The organism is Streptomyces sp. NPDC028289 (genome assembly GCF_055565975.1).
The window spans coordinates 45,496-66,116 of sequence record NZ_JBVHTI010000008.1; the positions used below are offsets into that span (position 1 = coordinate 45,496).

Sequence of the window (20,621 nt, forward strand, 5' to 3'; positions counted from 1 at the left end):
CGCCCGATGACCTCGACCTACCTGCCCGGCACCCGGTCGGGACCGGACGCCGCGCCCCGGCCGCGCCCGGCCGCGGGCCGGGCGCGCTCCCGGCGCCGGCTGCTGCACTGGCTCACCGCGATGGGCTTCCAGCTGCCCGCGCTGGTGCTGTTCGGCGTGCTCGTCCTGCTGCCGATCCTGTTCGCGCTGTACGCCTCGTTCTTCCGCTGGGGCGGCTTCGGCATGCCCTCCGACTACACCGGCACCGACAACTTCACCCGCCTCTTCCAGGACGATGTGTTCCTCGGCGACCTGTGGCGCTGCCTGGTCCTGGTCGTCCTGTCGCTGGCGCTGCAACTGCCGTTCGCGCTCGCCATGGCGGTCCTGCTCAACCAGCGGATCCGCGGCCGGGCCGTCTACCGGATGCTGTTCTTCGCGCCGTACGTGCTCTCCGAGGCGATCACCGGCGTGCTGTTCGGCATGATCTTCGCCCCCGACGACGGCCTCGCCGACCACCTCCTGAGCGACATCGGCCTCGGCGCGCTCGGCGGGAAGTGGTTCTCCGACCCCTCCACCGTCATGGCCACCCTCTTCCTGGTCATGACCTGGAAGTACTTCGGCTTCCACATGATGCTCTACCTGGCCGGACTCCAGTCCATCCCGGCCGAGTTGACGGAGGCCGCGACCGTCGACGGCGCCTCGCCCTGGCAGCGCTTCCGGCACGTCACCCTGCCGCTGCTCGCGCCCACCCTGCGGATCAGCGTCTTCCTGTCGGTGATCGGCTCCATCCAGCTCTTCGACCTGGTGTGGGTCATCACCGCGGGCGGCCCCGACCACCACTCGGAGACCATGGCCGTGACCATGTTCCAGTACGGCTTCAAGCGCTACCAGGTCGGCTACGCCAGCGCGATCAGCGTCGCCATGTTCGCCGTCAGCCTCGTCTTCGCCCTCGCCTACCAGCGGTTCGTGCTCCGCCGCGACCTGGAGGGCGCCACCACGAACATGAGGGGAGACGGCGCATGAGCGGCAGCCGCAGGACAGCCGTACGGAACCTGCCCCTGCACGTGATCCTCGTCGTGGTCGGCGCGGTGATGGCCGTACCCCTGCTGTACGCCCTGCTGTCCGGGTTCAAGACGACAAGTGAGCTGTCCCGCAACCCGGTCGGGCTGCCCGAGTCCTGGGTCACCTCCAACTACACCGGCATCCTCGGCTCCGGCGCGTTCTGGCGGCTCGTCGGCAACAGCACGTTGATCGCGATCGCCACCACCGTGCTCGTGGTCGCGGTGTCGGCGCTGGCCGCCTTCTCCTTCGCGCGGTTCGCGTTCCGCGGGCGGGAGGTCCTGTTCACCGTGTTCACGATGGGCCTGATGTTCCCGTTCGCGGTGGCCGCGCTGCCCCTCTTCCTGCTGCTGCGCTCGATGAACCTGCTGGACAACCCGCTCGGGGTGATCCTGCCGCAGGCCGCGTTCGGGCTGCCGATGACCATCATCATCCTGCGCGGCTTCTTCCGCGAGATCCCGGGGGAGCTGGAGGAGGCGGCCACCCTCGACGGCTGCGGGCCGTTCGGCTTCTTCTGGCGGATCCTGCTGCCCATGGCCCGGCCGGCGCTCGGTACGGTCTCCGTGCTCGCGGTCGTCACCAGCTGGAACAACTTCTTCCTGCCGCTGCTGGTCTTCACCGACTCCACCTGGTGGACCATCCCCATCGGCGTACAGCAGTTCCAGGGCCAGTACTCCGCCGACACCGCCCGGGTCTTCGCCTATCTGGTCCTCGCCATGGTCCCCGCCCTGGCCTTCTACTCGGTCGCCGAGCGCCAGCTCGTCGGCGGCCTCACCGCCGGCGCCACCAAGGGCTGAACGCCCCATCCACGGACAGGAGTCGCACGATGCCACGCACACGTCTCAGACTCGCCGGTGCCCTCGCGGCCGTACTCGTGGCCGCCGGGGTGGCCACCGGCCCCGCCGCCCAGGCCCACGACCGGCAGCCCACCCTCGCCGAACTGGCCCGGCGCCACGGCCGCTACTTCGGCAGCGCCACCGACAACCCCGAACTCTCCGACACCGCCTACACCAGGCTGCTCGGCAGCGAGTTCGACATGATCACGCCCGGCAACGGCATGAAGTGGTACGCCACCGAACCCCAGCAGAACGTCTTCGACTGGACCAACGGCGACCAGATCGTGAACCTCGCCCGCAAGAACCACCAGCGGGTCCGGGCCCACACCCTGGTCTGGCACAGCCAGCTCCCCGACTGGCTCACCTCGCGCGACTGGACGGCCACCGAACTGCGGGCGGTCCTGAGGAAGCACATCCAGACCGAGGTACGCCACTACAGGGGCAAGGTCTACTCCTGGGACGTCGTCAACGAGGCCTTCAACGAGGACGGCAGCTACCGCGAGACCCTCTGGTACAAGACGCTCGGCCCCGGCTACATCGCGGACGCGCTGCGCTGGGCCCACCAGGCCGACCCGCACGCCAGGCTCTACCTGAACGACTACAACATCGAGGGCCTCGGCGCGAAGAGCGACGCCTACTACGCGCTCGCCCAGCAGCTGCAGGCGCAGCACGTGCCGCTGGACGGCATCGGCTTCCAGGCCCACCTCGCCCTCCAGTACGGCTATCCGGCCACCCTGGAGGACAACCTCCGCCGCTTCTCCCGCCTCGGCCTGGACACCGCGCTCACCGAGGTGGACGTACGGATGCAGCTGCCGGCCACCGACGAGAAGCTGGCCGAGCAGGCGGCCTGGTACGCGGATCTGACCAAGGCGTGTCTCGCCGTGCGCAGGTGCGTGGGGATCACTGTCTGGGACTACACGGACAGGTATTCGTGGATCCCGGCGTTCTTCCCGGGCGAGGGCGCGGCCCTGCCCTGGGACGAGCAGCTCGCTCCCAAACCGGCCTACTTCGCGCTGCGCACAGCACTCGGCTACACCGGGTAACCGCCCCCGGATACACGTCGGGGCCGGTGCGCGTCATGTGTGTGCGTCCGGCCCCTGCTGGTCACCGGGCGGAGCGGCGGGGCCGCCCGGGTAGTGCGGTGGGTCTGTCAGGCGGCGGTCACCACGCGGCCGGCACCGAGCGGGCGGTGCGGCGCGATGATCTGGCCGTCGGGCAGGAGCTCACCGGTGTCCTCGAAGAGCAGGACGCCGTTGCACAGCAGGCTCCACCCCTGCTCCGGGTGGTGCGCCATGAGGCGGGCGGACTCCCGGTCGGCGGATTCGGCTGTCGGACACGGCGGCTGGTGCTGGCACATGGATAGGGTCTCTCGCTCGGTCGTGGTCATGTCGTCCCCCCGTGGTGATGTGTCGGTCGGAAACCAGTGTTGCCTTCCTGGCGTTGCTCCGCAGGGATTTCGCTGCACCGCTTCTCACAGGTTGGAGACGCGTCACCCGCGCGGACGGTTCATCTACACAGGGTTGCCAATTCGGATGGTTTCGCATGGCCGGATGGGGCTAGTCCGGACGGTGGGCCGGAACAGGGTGAGGGCCATTACGGCTCTTAGGAGCGGCGAATTGCTCGTACGAGCGGAAGGGAAAGGGAAGCGGCGATACCCCGCCACTCGTGCGGGAGCGGCGGGGCAGGGCGGCGGCGGGCTCAGGCGGGCGTGATGAGCAGGGGCGCCGAGGTGATCCGATGGGTCAGCACCGGGAGGAGTTCGGCGACCAGGTGCGGCCGGTGGGCCGCGATACCGGGTGGGGCGGGGGCCAGCGGCACGAGCAGGTCGGTGGCGGCCGGGTGCCCCTCGGCGCCGTCCGCCGTGCAGTCGCCGTGCAGCCACAGGGTGAGCATGTAGAGCCCCGGAAGGGACAACAGGCGTGGCTGGTACGTCTGTTGCAGGGCTTCGGCCTGGTGCAGGGCGCGCTCGGTGGAGGTGATGTAAGGGCCCTCGAAGAAGTGCGAGAAGGCCCAGCCGTCCGGGGTGAGCATCGTGTCGGCCGCGGCCACCGCCCGGTCGCCGCAGCGGATCAGGAAGCGCCAGCCGGCCAGCCGGGTGGCGGACACGCCCTCCGGGGTGATCCGGTCCATCACGTGCACGGGAAGGGGGAGTTCGGGGATCGCGGGTCCCTGGGCGGTGCGCAGGGAGGGGGTCCGGGCCTCGCGGACCGCGGTGGGGGAACCGAGGGCGGTGAGGACGGAACGCAGTGCGGGCGCGGGGGCAGGAGGGACTTGCAGCGGCATGGTGGGTCGCCTCTCATTCGACAGGCGCGGCGGCGCGAGGGCAGGGGCGGACGGCGCTGTCAGCTCACAGGAAGTCAGAGAGGCGGGGACCCGGTTCGGTGACGAGAGGTGCGGGCGTTGCCTGCCGCACGTCACTCAGGCGGCAGGAACCAGACCGTGGGCGCCAGCCTTCTGCCTTGTTCGCGGAGTTTATACGACGCCTGTTCAGGTGGTGTTTCACCGGGATGTTTCACAGAAGACAGCAAGGCGCAATTCGGCCGATGATTGGTGCGGAATCCTCCCGATTTCCGGCCCGTCGGAACCCCGCTGACCTCGGATTATGAGGCTGTCGCGGTCGGCCGGATGTCGTCGGCGTTTTTCACGAGGGGAACGGGGAACCCGAAGTTGCATGCGGCGTCATGCCTCGTGAATGTGCCGCGGGACACATTCCAACAGAGTAGCGGGTGCAGGTGCGGCGCGCGACGTTATCGATCGCCTCCGCTGGGCATCATCCCACCTGGACTCGGGACACCGGCGGCCGGAAGCCCGGCCCGCCCATTCGAGGAGGGACGCTTCGATGGGGGAGAAGGTCGTGGCGGGCCGGTTCGACCTGTCCGATCGCCGGCACTACCGCGAAAAGCTCCAGGACTGTCTGACGGGGCTGGAGCGGCTGCTGGTGGAGAAGCGGTTCGACCGCCCCAAGAACCTCATGGGAGTCGAGATCGAATTGAATCTGGCGGGCTCCGACGGCATGCCGAGAATGTTGAACGGACAGGTCCTGGAACGTATCGCGAGCCGTGATTTCCAAACAGAACTCGCCATGTTCAATCTGGAAGTGAACATAGCTCCACACCGGCTCGAAGGCCGGGTTTTCGACCGGCTCGCGGAGGAACTCCGCACCTCGCTGGCGTACGCCGACCGCAAGGCGGGCGAGGTGGACGCCGGGATCGTGATGACCGGGATCCTGCCCACCCTGGAGCGCGACGACCTGGTCTCCGCGAACCTCTCCGAGGTGGACCGGTACACCCTGCTCAACGACCAGATCGTGGCCGCCCGGGGCGAGGACTTCCTGCTCGACATCAAGGGCGTCGAGCACCTCGTGTGCACGTCGAAGTCGATCGTCCCGGAGGCCGCCTGCACCTCCGTGCAGCTGCACCTCCAGGTGACCCCGGCCCGCTTCGCCGACGTGTGGAACGCGGCGCAGGCGGCGGTCGCCGCGCAGATCGCCGTGGGCGCGAACTCCCCGTTCCTCTTCGGCCGCGAACTGTGGCGCGAGTCCCGCCCCCCGCTGTTCCTCCAGGCCACCGACACCCGCCCGCCCGAGCTCCAGGCACAGGGCGTCCGGCCGCGCACCTGGTTCGGCGAACGCTGGATCAGCTCGGCGTACGAGCTGTTCGAGGAGAACCTGCGCTTCTTCCCGGCCCTCCTCCCGATCTGCGACGAGGAGGACCCGCTGGCCGTCCTCGACGCGGGCGGGGTGCCGAAGCTCGCGGAACTCGTCCTGCACAACGGCACGGTGTACCGCTGGAACCGGCCGGTCTACGGCATCGCCGACGGCGTGCCCCACCTGCGCGTCGAGAACCGGGTGCTGCCGGCCGGGCCCACCGTCACCGACGTCGTCGCCAACGCGGCGTTCTACTACGGCCTGGTGCGCGCCCTCGCGGAGGAGTCCCGCCCGGTGTGGACACGGCTGCCGTTCGCCGCGGCCGAGGCGAACTTCGACGCGGCGTGCCGCGACGGCATCGACGCGCGTCTGGTCTGGCCGAGGCGGGCGCGGTACGGCGGCGGTACGGCGGAAGTGGACGCGGTCACCCTGGTCCGCGACGAGCTGCTGCCGCTGGCTCACGCGGGGCTGGACGCGTGGGGGGTGGAGCCCGCCGACCGGGACCTCTATCTCGGCGTGATCGAGGAGCGGTGCCGCAGGCGGGTCAACGGGGCGTCCTGGCAGGCGGCGACGTTCCACCGGGCACTGGAGCGGGGGCTGCCGAGGGATGCGGCGCTGGCGGCGATGACGCGGCGCTATGCGGAGCTCATGAATGAGGGGGATCCGGTGCACACCTGGCCGGTGGGGTTATTGGAGCCGGTGCCGTTGGGGTGAGGCCGACGGGGGTCGCGCCGTGAGGCGCGCGGTGGGTTGCCGGGTGCCGCGCCGTGGGGGGAGGGGGGGCTGGTCGCGCAGTTCCTCCCCCAGCCTTCGGCCGGGGGTACCCCCAGCGCCCCTTTCGGGGCGCTTCGGTCGGCCTTCGTCGTCCGGTCGTCGGGGTCGCGGCGGGGGTCGGTCGCGTCTGCTTCAGGTTGATCGGGCAAGCTGTGATGTCCCGTGGTGAAGACGACCGTGGGGCGTGGGTCTGCTCGGCTGGAGGCAGGGGTGCAGGTGGAGGCGGATCAGATGGCCGGGGGTTACCCACCGGAGCGGCCCTCGCAGCGGATGTTCCGGGACGAGACGCTGCTCGTGCTGGGGCTTTCGCTCGGGGCGAGCGGAGTGTCCGCCCTGATCAGCTTCATCGGATCGGTCACCAAACCGGGCGGCCTCAAGGACCAGGCCGCGACCCTCAACGCGTCGGCCGCGCCGGGCCGCCCCTGGCTCGATCTCGCCTGGCAGCTCTTCGGCATCGCGACCGCACTCGTCCCCGTACTCCTCGTCGCCCACCTCCTCCTGCGCGAGGGCGCGAGCCTGCGCACGCTCGGCTTCGACCGCACCCGTCCGTGGCCCGACCTCGGGCGCGGCGCGGCGGTCGCCGCGGTGATCGGCAGCACCGGGATCGCCTTCTACCTGGCCGCGCGCGGCCTCGGCTTCAACCTCACGGTGGTCCCCGAGGCGCTGCCCGGCGTGTGGTGGAAGTACCCCGTACTGATCCTCTCCGCGATGCAGAACGCGATCCTCGAAGAGGTCATCGTCGTCGGCTATCTGCTGCGCCGCCTCGACCAGTTGGGCTGGACCGCCGGCACGGCGCTGGTGGCCAGCTCCGTCCTGCGCGGCTCCTACCACCTCTACCAGGGGATCGGCGGCTTCGTCGGCAACATGGTGATGGGCGTGGTCTTCGTCTGCCTGTACCGGCGGTGGGGCCGGGTGGGTCCCCTGGTGGTGGCGCACAGCCTCCTCGACATCGGCGCGTTCGTCGGCTACGCGCTGCTCGCCGGCAAGGTGGGCTGGCTGCCTACGGCGTGAGCAGTTCGCCGTCGATGACGGTGACCGCGCGCCCGGTCAGCAGGGTGCGGTCACCGCGCAGCGAGGTACGGACGAGCCCGGTGCGCCGGGAGGCCTGCAGCCCCGTCAGGTCGTCCCTGCCGAGCCGCCCGGTCCAGTGCGGCGCGAGAGCGGTGTGGGCACTCCCGGTCACCGGGTCCTCGTCGATCCCGACGTTCGGGAAGAAGCAGCGGGAGACGTAGTCGTACCCCTTGGCCGGGTCCGCGGCGCGGGCGGTGGCGATGATCCCGCGCGTGGAGTAGGCGGCGAGGGCCTTGTGGTCGGGGGAGAGGCCGAGCACGGTCTTCTCGTCGGCGAGTTCGAGGAGCAGGTCGCCGACGTTCGGCCCGGTGTCGAAGGCGGCGACGGGTTCGGCGCCGAGCGCGCCGGCGACTCCGTCGGGCACGTCGACCCGGGTGAGCGGGGCGGTGGGAAAGTCGAGGGTGACCGACCCGTCCCCGCCCGGCGTCGCGACCAGCACCCCGCTCCGGCCGGCGAACCGCACGGGCCCGGTGTGCGCCCCCGTGGTGTGCAGTACATGCGCGGTGGCCAGCGTGGCGTGCCCGCACAGCGCGACCTCCGTGACGGGCGTGAACCACCGCAGCGCCCAGTCCGCGTCCCCGCCCTCGGGCAGAGGGTGCGCGAACGCGGTCTCGGCGTGGTTCACCTCCATGGCCACGCTCTGCATCCACGCGTCACCAGGAAAGGAATCAAGCAGCACGACCCCGGCCGGGTTCCCGGAGAACGCCCGCTCGGTAAAGGCATCGACGATTCGAATCCGCATGAACCAGACGCTAGGGCTTCCGCAACAGGGCCGACCAAGGCCAATCCCGAGACCCTGGCCCCATTTCCACCAGGCCGGTGTGCCCACCCGTGCCGCCCTGCGGCACGCCTGCCCGCAGCTAGGTAGCTGACGCGACTTGCAGCGCCCCGTCAGGGGGCGCGGGGGACTGCGCGAGCAACCAACGACGGCGCCGCACCGGCAACCGAAGCGGCCCGCCACCGCGCGCCCCTCAGGGCGCGGGGAACTGCGCGAATACGCACGACGGCGCCGCACCGGCCACTCGGCCGGTCGTCCCACGGCGCCGACGCCCAACCGCCCCCCGGCAAGACGAAAGGGCCGACCCGTCACCAGGTCGGCCCTCCTGAGCGGAACGCTCAGTCCGTGCCGAGTTCCATCGCCGCCCGGTCCAGCAGCTCGTCCGCGTCCGGCGCGGCCTCCCCGCGGGACGCGATCGCCTCGGCGCCGCCCTCCGGCATGCTGCCGATCAGACCGGTCGCCGCCGCCTGCGCCGCCCCGATCGCCGGGTTGGCGGAGCCGATGAGGCCCAGCCCGGCGTACTGCTCCAGCTTCGCGCGGGAGTCGGCGATGTCGAGGTTGCGCATCGTGAGCTGGCCGATCCGGTCCACCGGACCGAACGCCGCGTCCTCGGTGCGCTCCATCGACAGCTTGTCGGGGTGGTAGCTGAAGGCAGGCCCCGTCGTGTCGAGGATCGAGTAGTCCTCGCCGCGCCGCAGCCGCAGCGTCACCTCACCGGTGACCGCCGCGCCGACCCACCGCTGCAGCGACTCCCGGATCATCAGCGCCTGCGGGTCCAGCCACCGGCCCTCGTACATGAGCCGGCCGAGCCGCCGCCCCTCGTTGTGGTACTGCGCGACCGTGTCCTCGTTGTGGATCGCGTTGACCAGCCGCTCGTACGCGGCGTGCAGCAGCGCCATGCCCGGCGCCTCGTAGATGCCCCGGCTCTTCGCCTCGATGATCCGGTTCTCGATCTGGTCGGACATGCCGAGCCCGTGCCGGCCGCCGATCGCGTTGGCCTCCATGACCAGCTCGACGGCGGTACCGAACTCCTTGCCGTTGACGGTCACCGGCCGGCCCTGGTCGAAGCCGATCGTCACGTCCTCGGGAAGGATCTCGACCTCGGGGTCCCAGAACCGCACGCCCATGATCGGCTCGACGGTCTCGATGCCGTTGTCCAGGTGCTCCAGGGTCTTCGCCTCGTGCGTGGCGCCCCAGATGTTGGCGTCGGTGGAGTACGCCTTCTCGGTGCTGTCCCGGTACGGGAGGCCGTGGGCCACCAGCCACTCGGACATCTCCTTGCGGCCGCCGAGCTCGGTCACGAAGTCCGCGTCCAGCCAGGGCTTGTAGATCCGCAGGTGCGGGTTGGCGAGCAGCCCGTACCGGTAGAACCGCTCGATGTCGTTGCCCTTGAAGGTCGACCCGTCGCCCCAGATCTGGACGTCGTCCTCCAGCATGGCCCGCACCAGCAGCGTGCCGGTGACGGCACGGCCGAGCGGGGTGGTGTTGAAGTACGCCCGCCCGCCCGAGCGGATGTGGAACGCACCGCAGGTGAGCGCCGCGAGGCCCTCCTCGACCAGCGCGGCCCGGCAGTCGACCAGGCGCGCGATCTCGGCGCCGTAGGTGTGCGCACGGCCGGGCACCGAGGCGATGTCGGGCTCGTCGTACTGGCCGATGTCGGCGGTGTAGGTGCACGGGACGGCGCCCTTGTCGCGCATCCACGCGACCGCGACCGAGGTGTCGAGCCCGCCGGAGAAGGCGATGCCGACGCGCTCGCCGGCGGGAAGGGAGGTGAGGACCTTGGACATAGGAAGATTATGCATGAGACCGCATGGTCATGCAACGCCCCTGTTGGGACCGTCGCAGTCCGGCTCGGCCGACGGGTGCCGTGGTAAGGATCCAGCGACTGAAGGCCGCGTACCGCTCCGCGAACTCCTCGGCGTCGGCGGCCCGCTCGACCGCGTCCGCGTGCGCGCTGACCTCCTGGAGGCGGGCGGTGCGCTCGGCCTCGTACCGCACGAGCGCCTTCGCGGTGCTGCTCACCCGCCCGGAGAAGGACGAGGCTTGCCATGCGAACACTTCCGATATATCGTTGAGCCATCGCGAATGGTACGCGACAGATCAACGATGGAATGGAGTGATTCCCATGCGTTCCCACGGATTCGAGCGTGGACATGGACAGGACGGCCCCCGGGCGAAGGGTGGCCGCGGTGGTTTCGGCGGACGTGACGGTCGCCGTGCGGCGTTCGGGCCCTTCGGTCCGGGTGGCCCCGGCTTCGGGCCCGGCGGCCCCGGTTTCGGACCGGGCCCCTGGGGGCCGCGAGGGCGCGGTGGTCCCAGGGGGAGGGCGCGCCGTGGTGACGTGCGGGCCTCGATCCTGGCCCTGCTGAAGGACCGCCCGATGCATGGTTACGAGATGATCCAGGAGATCGCCGAGCGCAGCGGCGGCGCGTGGAAGCCCAGCCCCGGCTCGGTGTACCCCACCCTCCAGCTGCTGGAGGACGAGGGTCTGATCACCAGCGAGAGCGAGGGCGGCAAGAAGCTGTTCTCCCTCACCGGCAGCGGCCGCACCGCCGCCGACGAGGGTCCGGACGCTCCTTGGGAAGAGGCTTCCCGCGGGGTCGACTTCGAGGCCCTGAGCGAGATCCGCCAGGCCGGCTTCGGTCTGATGGAGGCCTTCGGGCAGGTCTGGAAGACCGGCAGCAAGGAACAGCGCGAGAAGGCGCTGGCCGTCATCAACGAGACCCGCAAGAAGCTGTACCTCATCCTCGCCGACGAGGACTGACCCACGGCGCGCAGGGCGCCCCTCGGATCACTCCGGGGGGCGCCTTTCCGCGTGCGGAGGAACAGGCTCAGGCCACCAGCCCGCCCAGCTTGCGCAGCGACTCGTTGAGGGCCGCCGTCGCCGAGTCCTTGAGCTTGCCCGCCATCAGCGACACGGCCGCGCCCGTGAACTCCCCGTCGATCCGCACCGCCGTCGCGTCCCCGTCCGGGGTCAGCGTGTAGCGCGTGGCCACGGTCACCGCCATCGGGCCCTTGCCGCGGATCGCCAGTACCCGCGCCGGCTCCAGTTCCTCGATGGTCCACTCGACCTCTGCCGGGAAGCCCATCAGCTTCATGTTCTCCTGGAAGGTGCCGCCCACCGCCAGGGTCTCGGGGCCGCCCTTGGGAAAGTTGGTGTGGGTCGCGTTCCACTCGCCGTACGCCGACCAGTCGGTGAGCTGTGCCCACACCTTCTCGGCCGGTGCCTGGATGCGTGCCTCCGCGCTGACTTCGGCCATCGGGCCACCCCTTCGTGTCGGGCTACGGTGTCGCGGAACGTAGCCGCAGGGCCTCGAACATTCAATACTGATGAACCGTCAGGAAATGTGCGGATCCGGGAGCCGCCCCCTCGGCGGCCGGTCCCGCCCGGCCGCTCAGCCGACCCGCCGTATCAGCGCCGCGTCGAACACGTCCCACGCGCGCGGCAGCGCGCTCTCGTCGTGGCAGTGCCAGGCGTCCCAGAACAGGTCCGCGAGCAGCGCGTCCGCCGGGGCGTAGACCCGGTACACGTACTGCCTGCCGTCGACCGCCGGCAGGGCGACCAGCCAGCAACAGCACCCGCTCTCCATGTCAGGGGGAGACGTACGGCGGGTGCGCGACGGTTGCCTACGGGGCGCGCGCGGCAAGGCGGCGCGCGCCCCGGTGGCCGGAATCAGCCTGATCTCATCCGCAAGGAGGAGATTCCTGCCCTCCGCGTCCACTCTGCGTGGGACGCGAAGATGCTTCCCCCCGCCGATGACTCAGACCCCCGGGATTGATGAGGTAAGGGGTGTGCAACCCCGTATTCCCCGCCAGCCCGCCCAGGACCAGGGCGGTATCCACGCGGACGACGATGCCGGGCTCGGTGCCGAGCTGGCAGCGGTGGTCGCCGGTGCCCGCCGCCGGGCCGTGCGGGACGGGGACCGCCAGGTCGACACCGCCCATCTGCTGCACTCGCTGATCGAGTACGACACCGAGGCGCGCGCCGCCGTCGGCGACGCCCCGCAACTCGCCCGCCTGCTCGGCTACCTCGTGCAGCGCAGCATCGGCTACGGCCTGCGCTGGCAGAGCGGGGTCGAGGACTCCGGCGTGCTGCCCGCCCTTCCGCACGCCGGGGGAAGGGCCGAGGGCAAGGGCGACGGCGCCTGGTCGCCGGTGGCCGCGGCCGCCCTGGAGTACGCCCGCAGCCGCGCCCGGCGCCGCGGCGCGGCCCATTCCGACGGCATCGACCTGCTCGCGGGCCTGGTCCTCGACCCGGAGTCCAGGGCCGTGGAGGTGCTGGCGCGGGCCGGGGTGGCCGTCCGTGGGCTGGCCGTGCGGATAGACGGTGACGGGGCGGTCGGGGCGGCCGGTGCCGCCGGCGCGGTCCGGGACGCCGAGGCGGAGCGCCGTACGTCCGGCCGTTGAGACAGGTGTCATGGGGGATGACGCTCATGTCGCCCGCTGGCATCATGTGCCGGTGCACACCACTGACAGCAGCCATGGAAAGGGCCTCGGGCTCTCCCTCGCCGTCGGGTCGGCGCTCGCCTTCGGCGGCTCCGGCGTCGCGGCCAAGCCCCTGATCGAGGCCGGACTCGCGCCGCTGCACGTGGTGTGGCTGCGGGTGGCGGGCGCCGCCCTGGTGATGCTTCCGCTCGCCGTCCGCCACCGCGACCTGCCGCGGCGCAGGCCCGCGCTGCTCGCCGGGTTCGGTCTGCTCGCCGTGGCCGGCGTCCAGGCCTGCTACTTCGCCGCGATCTCCCGGATACCGGTGGGAGTCGCGCTGCTCGTGGAGTACCTCGCTCCCGCGCTGGTGCTCGGCTGGGTCCGGTTCGTGCAGCGACGGCCGGTCACCCGCGCCGCCGCGCTCGGTGTCGTCCTGGCGGCGGGCGGCCTCGCGTGTGTGGTGGAGGTGTGGTCGGGGCTGCGGTTCGACGCGCTGGGGCTGGTGCTGGCGCTGGCGGCGGCATGCTGTCAGGTGGGGTACTTCGTGCTCGCCGACCACGGCGCGGGCGAGGGGGCGGATCCACTGGGGGTGATCGCCTACGGGCTGCTGGTCGGGGCGGGCCTGCTCACCGTGGTGGCCCGGCCGTGGGAGATGGACTGGTCGGTGCTGGGCGGCTCCGCGCGGATGAACGGGGGCGCGGTGCCGGCGGCGGCGTTGCTGGCCTGGATCGTGCTGGTGGCAACCGTCATCGCCTACATCACCGGTGTGCTGTCGGTACGCCGGTTGTCTCCGCAGGTGGCGGGGGTGGTGGCCTGCCTGGAGGCGGTGGTGGCGACGGTGCTGGCCTGGGTGCTGCTGGGGGAGCATCTGTCGGCACCGCAGATGGTGGGCGGGGCGGTCGTGCTGGCCGGGGCGTTCATCGCGCAGTCCTCGACTCCGGTGAAGGAGTCGGTGGTGGGTCGGAGCACGGTGGGGGAGAAGGTCACCTCGGCGTCTCGCGGGTGATCGGTGCGGGTGCGTGGGGACTGGTCGCCCGGCGCCTCCCCCCGCGCCCCCCTTTCGGGGCGCCTCCCCTGCCGGAACGTCGGATCAGACGCTCTTCAGGTACGGAGGCAGCACAACGTCCGCCGCCAGGTCGTCGTTCGCGACCGGGGGCTCGTACCCCCTCCGCAGTGGCAGTACGCCCGCCCAGTACGGGAGGCCCATGTCCTCGGGCTCGTCGTTCGCGCCGCCCGTGCGGGTCTTGGCGGAGACCGCGTTCAGGTCGAGGCGGATCACCGCGGTCGCGGCCAGTTCCTTCTTGTTGGCGGGGCGGGAGTCGGCGGCCCGGCCCGGCAGCACGTGGTCGACCAGGGCGTCCAGCGCACGGCTCTTCTCCTCGGGGTCGGTGACCTGCCGGGCGATGCCGTGCACCACCACGGACCGGTAGTTGACCGAGTGGTGGAAGGCCGAGCGGGCCAGCACGAGGCCGTCGACATGGGTGACCGTCACGCACACCGCGAGTCCGGGGTCGGCCTGTCCGGTCATCCGCAGCGGACGCGAGCCCGTCGAGCCGTGCAGGTACAGGACCTCGCCCACCCGGCCGTACAGCGTCGGCAGCACCACCGGTGCGCCGTCCCGCACGAAGCCGAGGTGGCAGAGCGAGCCCTCGTCGAGGATCGCGTGCACCAGCTCCCTGTCGTACGACGCCCGCTCGGCGGAACGGGTGGGAACGGTGCGGTCGGTCTTCGGGTAGGCGGCGGGCTGGGCCGGTACGGTCCCCGGCGCGGCTGTCTCCATTGCGCATCTCCATTGCACTAGTGCATAATCTACTTTGTGCTAGGAGAATATCGGATCGAAGGGCGCGGCGCAGCAGAGATTGCGGCCAGCGTCGAGAGCGCGGTGGGCTCCGGGGAGCTGGAGCCGGGTCAACTGCTGCCTCCGATGCGGGAGTTGGCGAGCAGGCTCGGGGTGAATCCCAATACGGTCGCGGCCGCGTACCGGACCCTGCGCGAGCGCGGGGTGATCGAGACCGCCGGCCGGCGGGGCAGCCGGGTCCGGCCGAAGCCGGCCACCACCGGACGGGACCAGCTCCCCGACGTCCCGGCCGGGGTGCGCGACCTGTCCTCCGGCAACCCCGATCCCGCACTGCTCCCCGCCCTCGCGCCGGTCCTGGCGGCGGTGGCGGCCGAGTGCGACCGCGCCCCGGTCCTCTACGGCGTCGACCCCGTCGAGCCCGAGCTGGAGCGGATGGCGCGCACCGAGCTGGCCGCGGACGGCGTGCCCGACGGGCCGCTCACCGTCACCTCGGGCTCCCTGGACGCCGCCGAACGCGTCCTGCTGGCGCACCTCAGGCCCGGCGACCCGGTCGCCGTCGAGGACCCCGGCTGGGGCCGCACCCTCGACCTGATCCCCGCGCTGGGGCTGCGCACCGTCCCGGTGGCCGTCGACGACGAGGGGCCGCGTGCCGACGCCCTGCGCCGGGCCCTGGAGTCCGGGGCGCGCGCCCTGATCGTCACCGCCCGGGCGCACAACCCCACCGGCGCCGCGGTGAGCGCCGCACGCGCGCGTGCCCTGCGGGCCGTCCTGGGCGTACATCCGCACACCCTGCTGATCGAGGACGACCACGGCCACGGCATCGTCGACCTCCCCCTGCACCCCCTGGCGGGCGCCACCCACCACTGGGCCTTCATCCGCTCGGTCGCCAAGGCCTACGGCCCCGACCTGCGGCTGGCCACCCTGACCGGCGACGAGGTGACCGTCGACCGGGTGCGGGGTCGCCAGCGCCTGGGCCCGGGCTGGGTGAGCCGTCTGCTGCAGCGCACGGTGGTCCGGATGTGGGCCGACGGCGCGGTGAACGGCCCGGAGGTGGCGGCCGCCTATCGGGCCCGTCGTGAACTCCTGATCGGCGCGCTGGCGGACCACGGCGTCGAGGCACACGGCCGCAGCGGCATGAACGTCTGGGTCCCGGTTCCGGACGAGACGGCCGCGGTCTCCCGCCTGCTGCACGAGGGATGGGCGGTGGCGCCGGGGGCACGCTATCGGTTGTCGACCCCGCCGGGTGTCCGCATCACCGTCTCGACGTTGGCACCCGAGGAGGCTGGTTCGCTTGCGGCGGCGGTGGCGAGAGCGGTGACACCGGCGAAGGGGGGCCGGATCCAGGCCTGAGCGCTTCGCTGGAGGTGCCGCGATGTTCCGTCTGCGGCGCCGTCGTGGCTGGTCGCGCAGTTCCTCCCCCAGCCTTCGGCTGGGGGTAACCCCCAGCGCCCCTGAAGGGGCGCCTGGTCCGACACCCCTGAAAGCCTCAGGAGGCACTCCCCTTGGGCCTCATCTGTGTGAGCGCGGCCCCCGCGATGACGATCACGGCACCCACCGGCGTGCTCCACCGCAGCGACTCGCCCAGCACCGCGACCCCCGCCGCGGCGGCGATGACCGGGATGAAGTAGGTGACCATCTGGGCGGTGGTCGGCCCCACCTCCGCCACCAGCCCGTACTGGACGAGCACCGCCAGTCCCGTCCCCAGCGCGCCGAGCGCGGCGATCGCCAGCAGCGGGGCCAGGGCGAAGTGCGCCGGGAAGGACGTGAACAACGGTGTCACCACGGCCAGTTGCACCGTCGCCACCAGCAGCTGCGCTCCGGTCATCGCCAGATGCGAGTCGCCCCTCCCGGCCAGCGTCCGCCGGACGTGGATCCACCCGATCGGATAGCTCAGCGACGCCAGAAGCGCCATGACGGTCCCCGTGACGTCCAGGCCGTGGAAGCCCTCCCAGGCCCCCAGCACCGTCAGCACGCCGACGAAACCCAGGCCGAGTCCGGCGAACCGGACCCTCGTCGGCCGGTCCTCCGACAGGGCCACCAGCGACAGCACCATCCCCCACAGCGGCGAGGTCGCGTTGCAGATCCCGGCCAGCGTGGACGGGATCGTCAGCTCCGCGTAGGCGAAGAGGGAGAACGGCAGCGCGTTGAGCAGGAACGCGGCGACCGCCAGATGTCCCCAGGTACGGGCCCCGCGGGGCAGCCGCTGCCGCTTCACCGCCATCGCCGCCGCAAGGACCGCCGTACCGAACACCAGCCTGCCGAGGGTGACCTGGAAGGGTGCGTAGCCCTCCGTCCCCACCTTGATGAAGAGGAAGCTGAAGCCCCAGATCAGCGACAGGGCGCCGAAGCGCAGACGCCAGTCGAGGCGGGGGCGGGAGGGACCGGCGGCAAGCGCGGGCTCGCTGGTCACGGCGGTGGTCACGGTGCTCATGGCCTCCACGATGCGGAAAGCAACCTCGTAGCACAATCGAGACTTCTCACCGGGTACCTCTTAGAATCGCTTACATGTTGAACGTGGAGCGCCTGCGCACCCTGGACGCCCTCGCCCGGCACGGCTCCGTCAGCGGCGCCGCCGAGGCCCTGCACGTCACGACGTCGGCGGTGTCGCAGCAGATGGGCAAGCTGGAGCGCGAGGTGGACCAGCAGCTCCTCGCGAAGAACGGCCGGGGCATCCGGCTCACCGACGCCGGGCGGCTGCTCGCCGAGCACGCGGCCCGGATCCTCTCCCAGGTCGAGCTGGCCCAGTCCGACCTGGAGGCGCACCGGGGCCAGGTCGTCGGCGAGCTCCGGCTGTCCGCGTTCCCGACGGCCGCCCGCGGCCTGTTCCCGGGCGCACTGGCCGCCCTGCGCGCCCGGCACCCCGCGCTGCGCGTCCGCTCCAGCGAACTGGAACCGGAGGCCGGCATCGCCGGGGTCGTCCGCGGCGACCTCGACCTCGCGGTCGTCCTGGACTGGTACAACAAGCCGATGCCGCTGCCCGACGGCCTGGTCAAGGCGCCCCTGCTGGACGACCCCGCCGAGGTGGCCCTGCCGGTGGGGCACCGGCTCGCCGACCGCGAGGAGGTGGACCTGGGGGAGTTCGCCGAGGACGAGTGGATCACCTGGGGCGAGGGCGAGTTCTGCCACGAATGGCTGATGTTCACGCTGCGCTCGCGCGGCATCGAGCCCATCGTCGGGCACCGCGCGGCCGAGACCCACACGCAACTCAACCTGGTGGCCGCCGGGTTGGGCGTCTGCATCGCCCCGCTGCTGGGCCGTCACCCGGTACCGGAGGGCGTCCTCATGGTGCCGCTGAAGCAGCGGGTGCGCCGCCATGTGTACGTCGTCTGGCGGGCCGACGCCGACCGCCGCCCCTCGATCCGGGCGGCGGTGCAGGCGCTGCGCGGCGCGGCCGAGGCGATCGCCTGAGCCCGCTGCCCGCCTGTGGGGCTTCCCTGCCCGTGAACTTCCTTACGCAGAGCCCAGCTTGCGGAAGTCCCAAGAGGCGGTCTTCGTCGGGGTGAGCCGCGCCCAGGCGTGCCGGCCGTCGTGCGGCATCTCGTCCAGGCCGAAGTTCTTGCGGGCGAACACCGTCTCGATGTAGTCGAGTTCGGCGACCAGCTCGCCGGTGCGCGGGACCTCGCCCACGAACTCGACGGTCCCTCTCAGCTCGACGCCGCGCAGCTGGTCGTACTCCTCCCCGGAGTCGACGACGACCGCCACCCGCGGATCGCGGCTGAGGTCCTTCCAGCGCTGGCTGCGCACCACCGAGTAGAGCCACAGGGACGTGCCGTCCCAGGCGAACCACAGGGCGCTGACGTGCGGGGCGCCGGACGCCGAGACGGTCGCGACCCGGCAGGTGCGCTGCGTGGTGAGGAAATCGTCCAGCTCACCGGGCGTCATCATGATCTTCCGGCCCCGGCGCTGAGTGACGGTCATGCGGCCCCCTCGTCTCTTCTTCCGTTCCCGCGCGATGGCGGTTAGTGTCACCCGCCCCGCACCAAGGTGGAAGGGGGCGTCATGCCGTCGTCGTACGAACGGCTCGCGGAACTCCTCGACCCGGTGAGCACCGTGCTGCTCACCGTCGAGTGCCAGCAGGGCGTGCTGGGCCCGGACAGCGCGCTGCCCGAACTCGCCCGTGAGGCACGGACGTCGGGGGCTCTCAACAACATCGCCCGCCTGGTCGCCGCCGCGCACGACACCGGTGTCCAGGTGATTCACGCGATCGCCGAACGCCGCCCGGACGGCCGCGGCGCGAACCGCAACGCCCGCCTGTTCCGCGCCGCCGAACGGCTGCCCGTCCAGCAGCTCTCCGGCACCACGGCGGTCCGCGTCGCGCCCCCCATCGAGGTCTCGGAGGAGGACCTCGTCGTACGACGGCTGCACGGCCTGTCGCCGATCCAGGGCACCGACGTCGACCCGCTGCTGCGCAACCTCGGCTGCCGCACCCTGATCGTCACCGGTGTCTCGGCCAACGTGGCCGTTCCGAACGCCGTGTTCGACGCGGTCAACCGGGGCTACACGGTCGTCGTCCCGGCCGACGCCGTCGCGGGAGTGCCCTCCGACTACACCCCCGCGATGGTCCGCAACACCCTCGCGTTGGTCGCCACGGTCGCGACCACGGACGAGGTGCTCGGCTGCCTCAAACAACCGCGCCGGCGGTCCTGAGGGTCAGGCCAGCGAGATCTGGTCGCCGGAGACCGTGATGTTGGCCGCCGTCAGACCCGTGGTCGCCGGGCCCTGCTTCACGCTGCCGTCGGCTATGGCGAACTTGCTGCCGTGACAGGGGCAGACGATCTCGCCGTTGGCGATGCTGGTCACCGCGCAGCCGGCGTGCGGGCACTTCGTCGAGAACGCCTTGTACGTGCCCGACGTCGGCTGCGTGACGACCACGGCCTGGTCCTTGTAGATCGTGCCGCCGCCCTCGGGGATGTCCGTGGTCTTGGCGAGCGCGGTGCCACCGGCCGCAGCCGTGGAGCCGCCGGCCGAGCCGTTGCTGTCCTGGGTGGTGGAGCCACCGCCCGCGTTGCCGTTCGTGGTGGTAGAGCTCGACGAGTCGTCGTCCGACGACCCGCAGGCGGTCAGCGCGGCGGCGAGCCCTGCGGCTCCGGCCGCCACCATCACGGTGCGGCGAGCCGGGGTGGCCGAGGGGTTGAGCGGTGCGCTGGTCATGTGAGGGGTTCCCTTCCGCGGAGCTTCTCGTTGATCCGTCCAGGGGTACGGTCTTCGGGCACCACCTGTTCAGACGGCATCCAGATAGTGACCACCTGGACATGAGGCTTCGGTAAAACAGCGCTGTCGGTACGCTGTCGGTCTTGACCGGGCGAGGACGCGGGCGGGATTCCGCTAGTCGCAGCCGTTCTCCCGGGCGGGCAGGAAGACCATGAGTGACAGCTTTTCGTCATGGGCGTCCGCCAGTTCCAGACAGTCCAGGTCGACACGTCCGAGCCGTGGGTGCCGTAGCTCCTTCCGGGCGGAGGTGAACCCGCTGACGTTCCGCTCGTCCCACAGCGCGCGGAACGTCTCGGAGGAGTAGAGCAGCGATTCCAGCAGCGCGGGGCCGCGCGGATCGTCGGGATACCGGGCGAGGGCCACGCGCAACTGGCCGGCGAGGGAGCGTGCCTCGCCAGGCCAGTCGACGAACAGTCCCGGACCCCGCGACTCCGTGAAGACGATCCAGAGGATGTTGCGCTCGTCCGCCGAGCGCCGGTCGAGACCACCGAGCAGTTCGGCGTACGCGTCGTTGTACGCCAGCGGGTCCCACCACGGGTTCATCACGTAAGCGGGGTTGGGGGAGAGCTCCCGCACCAGCCGTGCCAGCAGGGGGTCGACCTTCACCGGCCCCGGACCCGCGGGCGGCGGTACCAGGGCGGCCAGGGTGAACAGGTGCGCGCGCTGCGGCCCGGAGAGCCGCAGCGCGCGGGCCAGGCTTTCGACGACCTGCCGGTTCACGCTGATGTCGCGGCCCTGTTCGAGCCACGTGTACCAGGTGACGCTGACCCCGGCGAGCTGCGCAAGTTCCTCGCGGCGCAGCCCCGGGGTGCGGCGCCGCGGCCCGGACCGGAAGCCTGCCGCCGCCGGGTCGGTCGCCTCCCGCCGGGCGCGGAGAAAGGCGCCGAGTTCGTCGCGCCGGACCAGGTCTGTCATGGACCGAACTCCTCTTGGACGGTGGCTCCGCCCCTCACCGTAGGAGTCTCCGTGACCATGACGCCAACGAGACTTGGGAACATGTGGTATGCGCTGAAGTCATGGATCTCAGGTGAACGCCACCGCCCC

The 20,621-nt window shown here is 71.4% G+C and carries 23 protein-coding genes; 11 read left to right on the forward strand and 12 right to left on the reverse strand.

The annotated features are described in order from the left end of the window. Nucleotides 1-6: 6 nt before the first annotated feature. The 3 genes from ACZ4UV_RS36850 to ACZ4UV_RS36860 are packed head-to-tail and all read left to right on the forward strand — an operon-like array spanning nucleotide 7 to nucleotide 2,917. Entirely contained in the window at nucleotides 7-1,002 is a 996-nt protein-coding gene (locus tag ACZ4UV_RS36850; RefSeq protein WP_390047428.1) for a carbohydrate ABC transporter permease, read from the forward strand. Further along, on the forward strand, nucleotides 999-1,835 hold the full coding sequence (locus tag ACZ4UV_RS36855) for a carbohydrate ABC transporter permease (RefSeq protein ID WP_451022225.1): 837 nt from the start codon (nucleotides 999-1,001) through the stop codon (nucleotides 1,833-1,835). The genes ACZ4UV_RS36850 and ACZ4UV_RS36855 overlap by 4 nt, the downstream gene beginning before the upstream one ends. A 29-nt stretch (nucleotides 1,836-1,864) precedes the next feature. Then, the gene (locus ACZ4UV_RS36860; protein WP_467843981.1) at nucleotides 1,865-2,917 is read left to right on the forward strand and encodes an endo-1,4-beta-xylanase; all 1,053 of its coding nucleotides are present in this window, start codon (nucleotides 1,865-1,867) and stop codon (nucleotides 2,915-2,917) included. A 107-nt stretch (nucleotides 2,918-3,024) separates the two neighbouring features. On the opposite strand, the gene ACZ4UV_RS36865 is transcribed toward ACZ4UV_RS36860, so the two are convergent. Continuing rightward, on the reverse strand, nucleotides 3,025-3,231 hold the full coding sequence (locus ACZ4UV_RS36865; RefSeq protein ID WP_181807334.1) for a DUF5999 family protein: 207 nt from the start codon (nucleotides 3,229-3,231) through the stop codon (nucleotides 3,025-3,027). A 341-nt stretch (nucleotides 3,232-3,572) separates the two neighbouring features. Beyond that, a complete protein-coding gene (locus tag ACZ4UV_RS36870; RefSeq protein WP_390047422.1) occupies nucleotides 3,573-4,157 on the reverse strand; it encodes a hypothetical protein in 585 nt (194 codons plus the stop codon). A gap of 556 nt (nucleotides 4,158-4,713) precedes the next feature. Between ACZ4UV_RS36870 and ACZ4UV_RS36875 the strand changes: the two genes are divergently transcribed. Both ACZ4UV_RS36875 and ACZ4UV_RS36880 read left to right on the forward strand, forming a co-directional pair. Then, nucleotides 4,714-6,234, forward strand: a complete 1,521-nt coding sequence (locus ACZ4UV_RS36875) for a glutamate-cysteine ligase family protein (protein WP_467843985.1) — start codon at nucleotides 4,714-4,716, stop codon at nucleotides 6,232-6,234. A 291-nt stretch (nucleotides 6,235-6,525) separates the two neighbouring features. After that, nucleotides 6,526-7,305, forward strand: coding sequence for a CPBP family intramembrane glutamic endopeptidase (locus ACZ4UV_RS36880; protein WP_390047418.1), 780 nt, complete (start codon nucleotides 6,526-6,528; stop codon nucleotides 7,303-7,305). On the opposite strand, the gene ACZ4UV_RS36885 is transcribed toward ACZ4UV_RS36880, so the two are convergent. The 3 genes from ACZ4UV_RS36885 to ACZ4UV_RS36895 all read right to left on the reverse strand — a co-directional run bounded on the left by ACZ4UV_RS36885 (nucleotide 7,295) and on the right by ACZ4UV_RS36895 (nucleotide 10,165). Continuing rightward, nucleotides 7,295-8,107 (reverse strand): PhzF family phenazine biosynthesis protein, encoded by an 813-nt coding sequence (locus ACZ4UV_RS36885; protein ID WP_451022074.1) that lies wholly within the window; start codon nucleotides 8,105-8,107, stop codon nucleotides 7,295-7,297. The genes ACZ4UV_RS36880 and ACZ4UV_RS36885 overlap by 11 nt on opposite strands. 374 nt (nucleotides 8,108-8,481) lie before the next feature. After that, the gene (gene argG / locus ACZ4UV_RS36890) at nucleotides 8,482-9,930 is read right to left on the reverse strand and encodes an argininosuccinate synthase (RefSeq protein WP_181803151.1); all 1,449 of its coding nucleotides are present in this window, start codon (nucleotides 9,928-9,930) and stop codon (nucleotides 8,482-8,484) included. Nucleotides 9,931-9,937: 7 nt separating this feature from the next. After that, nucleotides 9,938-10,165, reverse strand: coding sequence for a hypothetical protein (locus tag ACZ4UV_RS36895; RefSeq protein WP_467843990.1), 228 nt, complete (start codon nucleotides 10,163-10,165; stop codon nucleotides 9,938-9,940). Nucleotides 10,166-10,268: 103 nt separating this feature from the next. Here ACZ4UV_RS36895 and ACZ4UV_RS36900 point away from each other — a divergent pair, with 103 nt between their 5' ends. Further along, on the forward strand, nucleotides 10,269-10,907 hold the full coding sequence (locus ACZ4UV_RS36900) for a PadR family transcriptional regulator (RefSeq protein ID WP_451022076.1): 639 nt from the start codon (nucleotides 10,269-10,271) through the stop codon (nucleotides 10,905-10,907). A gap of 67 nt (nucleotides 10,908-10,974) precedes the next feature. Here the strand turns inward: ACZ4UV_RS36900 and ACZ4UV_RS36905 are convergent, their stop codons facing one another. Beyond that, the gene (locus ACZ4UV_RS36905; protein ID WP_294010626.1) at nucleotides 10,975-11,403 is read right to left on the reverse strand and encodes a type II toxin-antitoxin system Rv0910 family toxin; all 429 of its coding nucleotides are present in this window, start codon (nucleotides 11,401-11,403) and stop codon (nucleotides 10,975-10,977) included. Nucleotides 11,404-11,538: 135 nt separating this feature from the next. Then, entirely contained in the window at nucleotides 11,539-11,733 is a 195-nt protein-coding gene (locus tag ACZ4UV_RS36910) for a hypothetical protein (RefSeq protein WP_451022077.1), read from the reverse strand. A gap of 202 nt (nucleotides 11,734-11,935) precedes the next feature. Here ACZ4UV_RS36910 and ACZ4UV_RS36915 point away from each other — a divergent pair, with 202 nt between their 5' ends. Both ACZ4UV_RS36915 and ACZ4UV_RS36920 read left to right on the forward strand, forming a co-directional pair. Next, nucleotides 11,936-12,550: a Clp protease N-terminal domain-containing protein gene (locus ACZ4UV_RS36915; protein WP_451022078.1), complete on the forward strand. Its 615-nt coding sequence runs from the start codon at nucleotides 11,936-11,938 to the stop codon at nucleotides 12,548-12,550. A 46-nt stretch (nucleotides 12,551-12,596) separates the two neighbouring features. After that, a complete protein-coding gene (locus tag ACZ4UV_RS36920; RefSeq protein WP_451022081.1) occupies nucleotides 12,597-13,574 on the forward strand; it encodes an EamA family transporter in 978 nt (325 codons plus the stop codon). An 84-nt stretch (nucleotides 13,575-13,658) separates the two neighbouring features. On the opposite strand, the gene ACZ4UV_RS36925 is transcribed toward ACZ4UV_RS36920, so the two are convergent. Further along, nucleotides 13,659-14,348 carry a pyridoxamine 5'-phosphate oxidase family protein gene (locus ACZ4UV_RS36925; RefSeq protein WP_451022079.1) on the reverse strand — a complete coding sequence of 230 codons (690 nt, stop codon included), beginning with the start codon at nucleotides 14,346-14,348 and terminating at the stop codon, nucleotides 13,659-13,661. Between the two features lie 36 nt (nucleotides 14,349-14,384). On the opposite strand from ACZ4UV_RS36925, the gene ACZ4UV_RS36930 reads away from it, so the two are divergent. Beyond that, entirely contained in the window at nucleotides 14,385-15,716 is a 1,332-nt protein-coding gene (locus ACZ4UV_RS36930) for an aminotransferase class I/II-fold pyridoxal phosphate-dependent enzyme (protein ID WP_467843996.1), read from the forward strand. A gap of 136 nt (nucleotides 15,717-15,852) precedes the next feature. On the opposite strand, the gene ACZ4UV_RS36935 is transcribed toward ACZ4UV_RS36930, so the two are convergent. Beyond that, nucleotides 15,853-16,797, reverse strand: coding sequence for a DMT family transporter (locus tag ACZ4UV_RS36935; protein WP_467843999.1), 945 nt, complete (start codon nucleotides 16,795-16,797; stop codon nucleotides 15,853-15,855). A gap of 74 nt (nucleotides 16,798-16,871) precedes the next feature. Between ACZ4UV_RS36935 and ACZ4UV_RS36940 the strand changes: the two genes are divergently transcribed. Continuing rightward, the gene (locus tag ACZ4UV_RS36940) at nucleotides 16,872-17,774 is read left to right on the forward strand and encodes a LysR family transcriptional regulator (RefSeq protein WP_451021448.1); all 903 of its coding nucleotides are present in this window, start codon (nucleotides 16,872-16,874) and stop codon (nucleotides 17,772-17,774) included. A gap of 42 nt (nucleotides 17,775-17,816) precedes the next feature. Here the strand turns inward: ACZ4UV_RS36940 and ACZ4UV_RS36945 are convergent, their stop codons facing one another. Beyond that, the gene (locus ACZ4UV_RS36945) at nucleotides 17,817-18,284 is read right to left on the reverse strand and encodes a pyridoxamine 5'-phosphate oxidase family protein (protein WP_351502852.1); all 468 of its coding nucleotides are present in this window, start codon (nucleotides 18,282-18,284) and stop codon (nucleotides 17,817-17,819) included. Nucleotides 18,285-18,365: 81 nt separating this feature from the next. Here ACZ4UV_RS36945 and ACZ4UV_RS36950 point away from each other — a divergent pair, with 81 nt between their 5' ends. After that, a complete protein-coding gene (locus ACZ4UV_RS36950) occupies nucleotides 18,366-19,013 on the forward strand; it encodes a cysteine hydrolase family protein (RefSeq protein ID WP_451021447.1) in 648 nt (215 codons plus the stop codon). A gap of 3 nt (nucleotides 19,014-19,016) precedes the next feature. Here the strand turns inward: ACZ4UV_RS36950 and ACZ4UV_RS36955 are convergent, their stop codons facing one another. Then, on the reverse strand, nucleotides 19,017-19,517 hold the full coding sequence (locus ACZ4UV_RS36955; protein WP_293994625.1) for a Rieske (2Fe-2S) protein: 501 nt from the start codon (nucleotides 19,515-19,517) through the stop codon (nucleotides 19,017-19,019). 174 nt (nucleotides 19,518-19,691) lie between these two features. After that, a complete protein-coding gene (locus tag ACZ4UV_RS36960; RefSeq protein ID WP_467844005.1) occupies nucleotides 19,692-20,492 on the reverse strand; it encodes a helix-turn-helix transcriptional regulator in 801 nt (266 codons plus the stop codon). Nucleotides 20,493-20,621 lie beyond the last annotated feature (129 nt).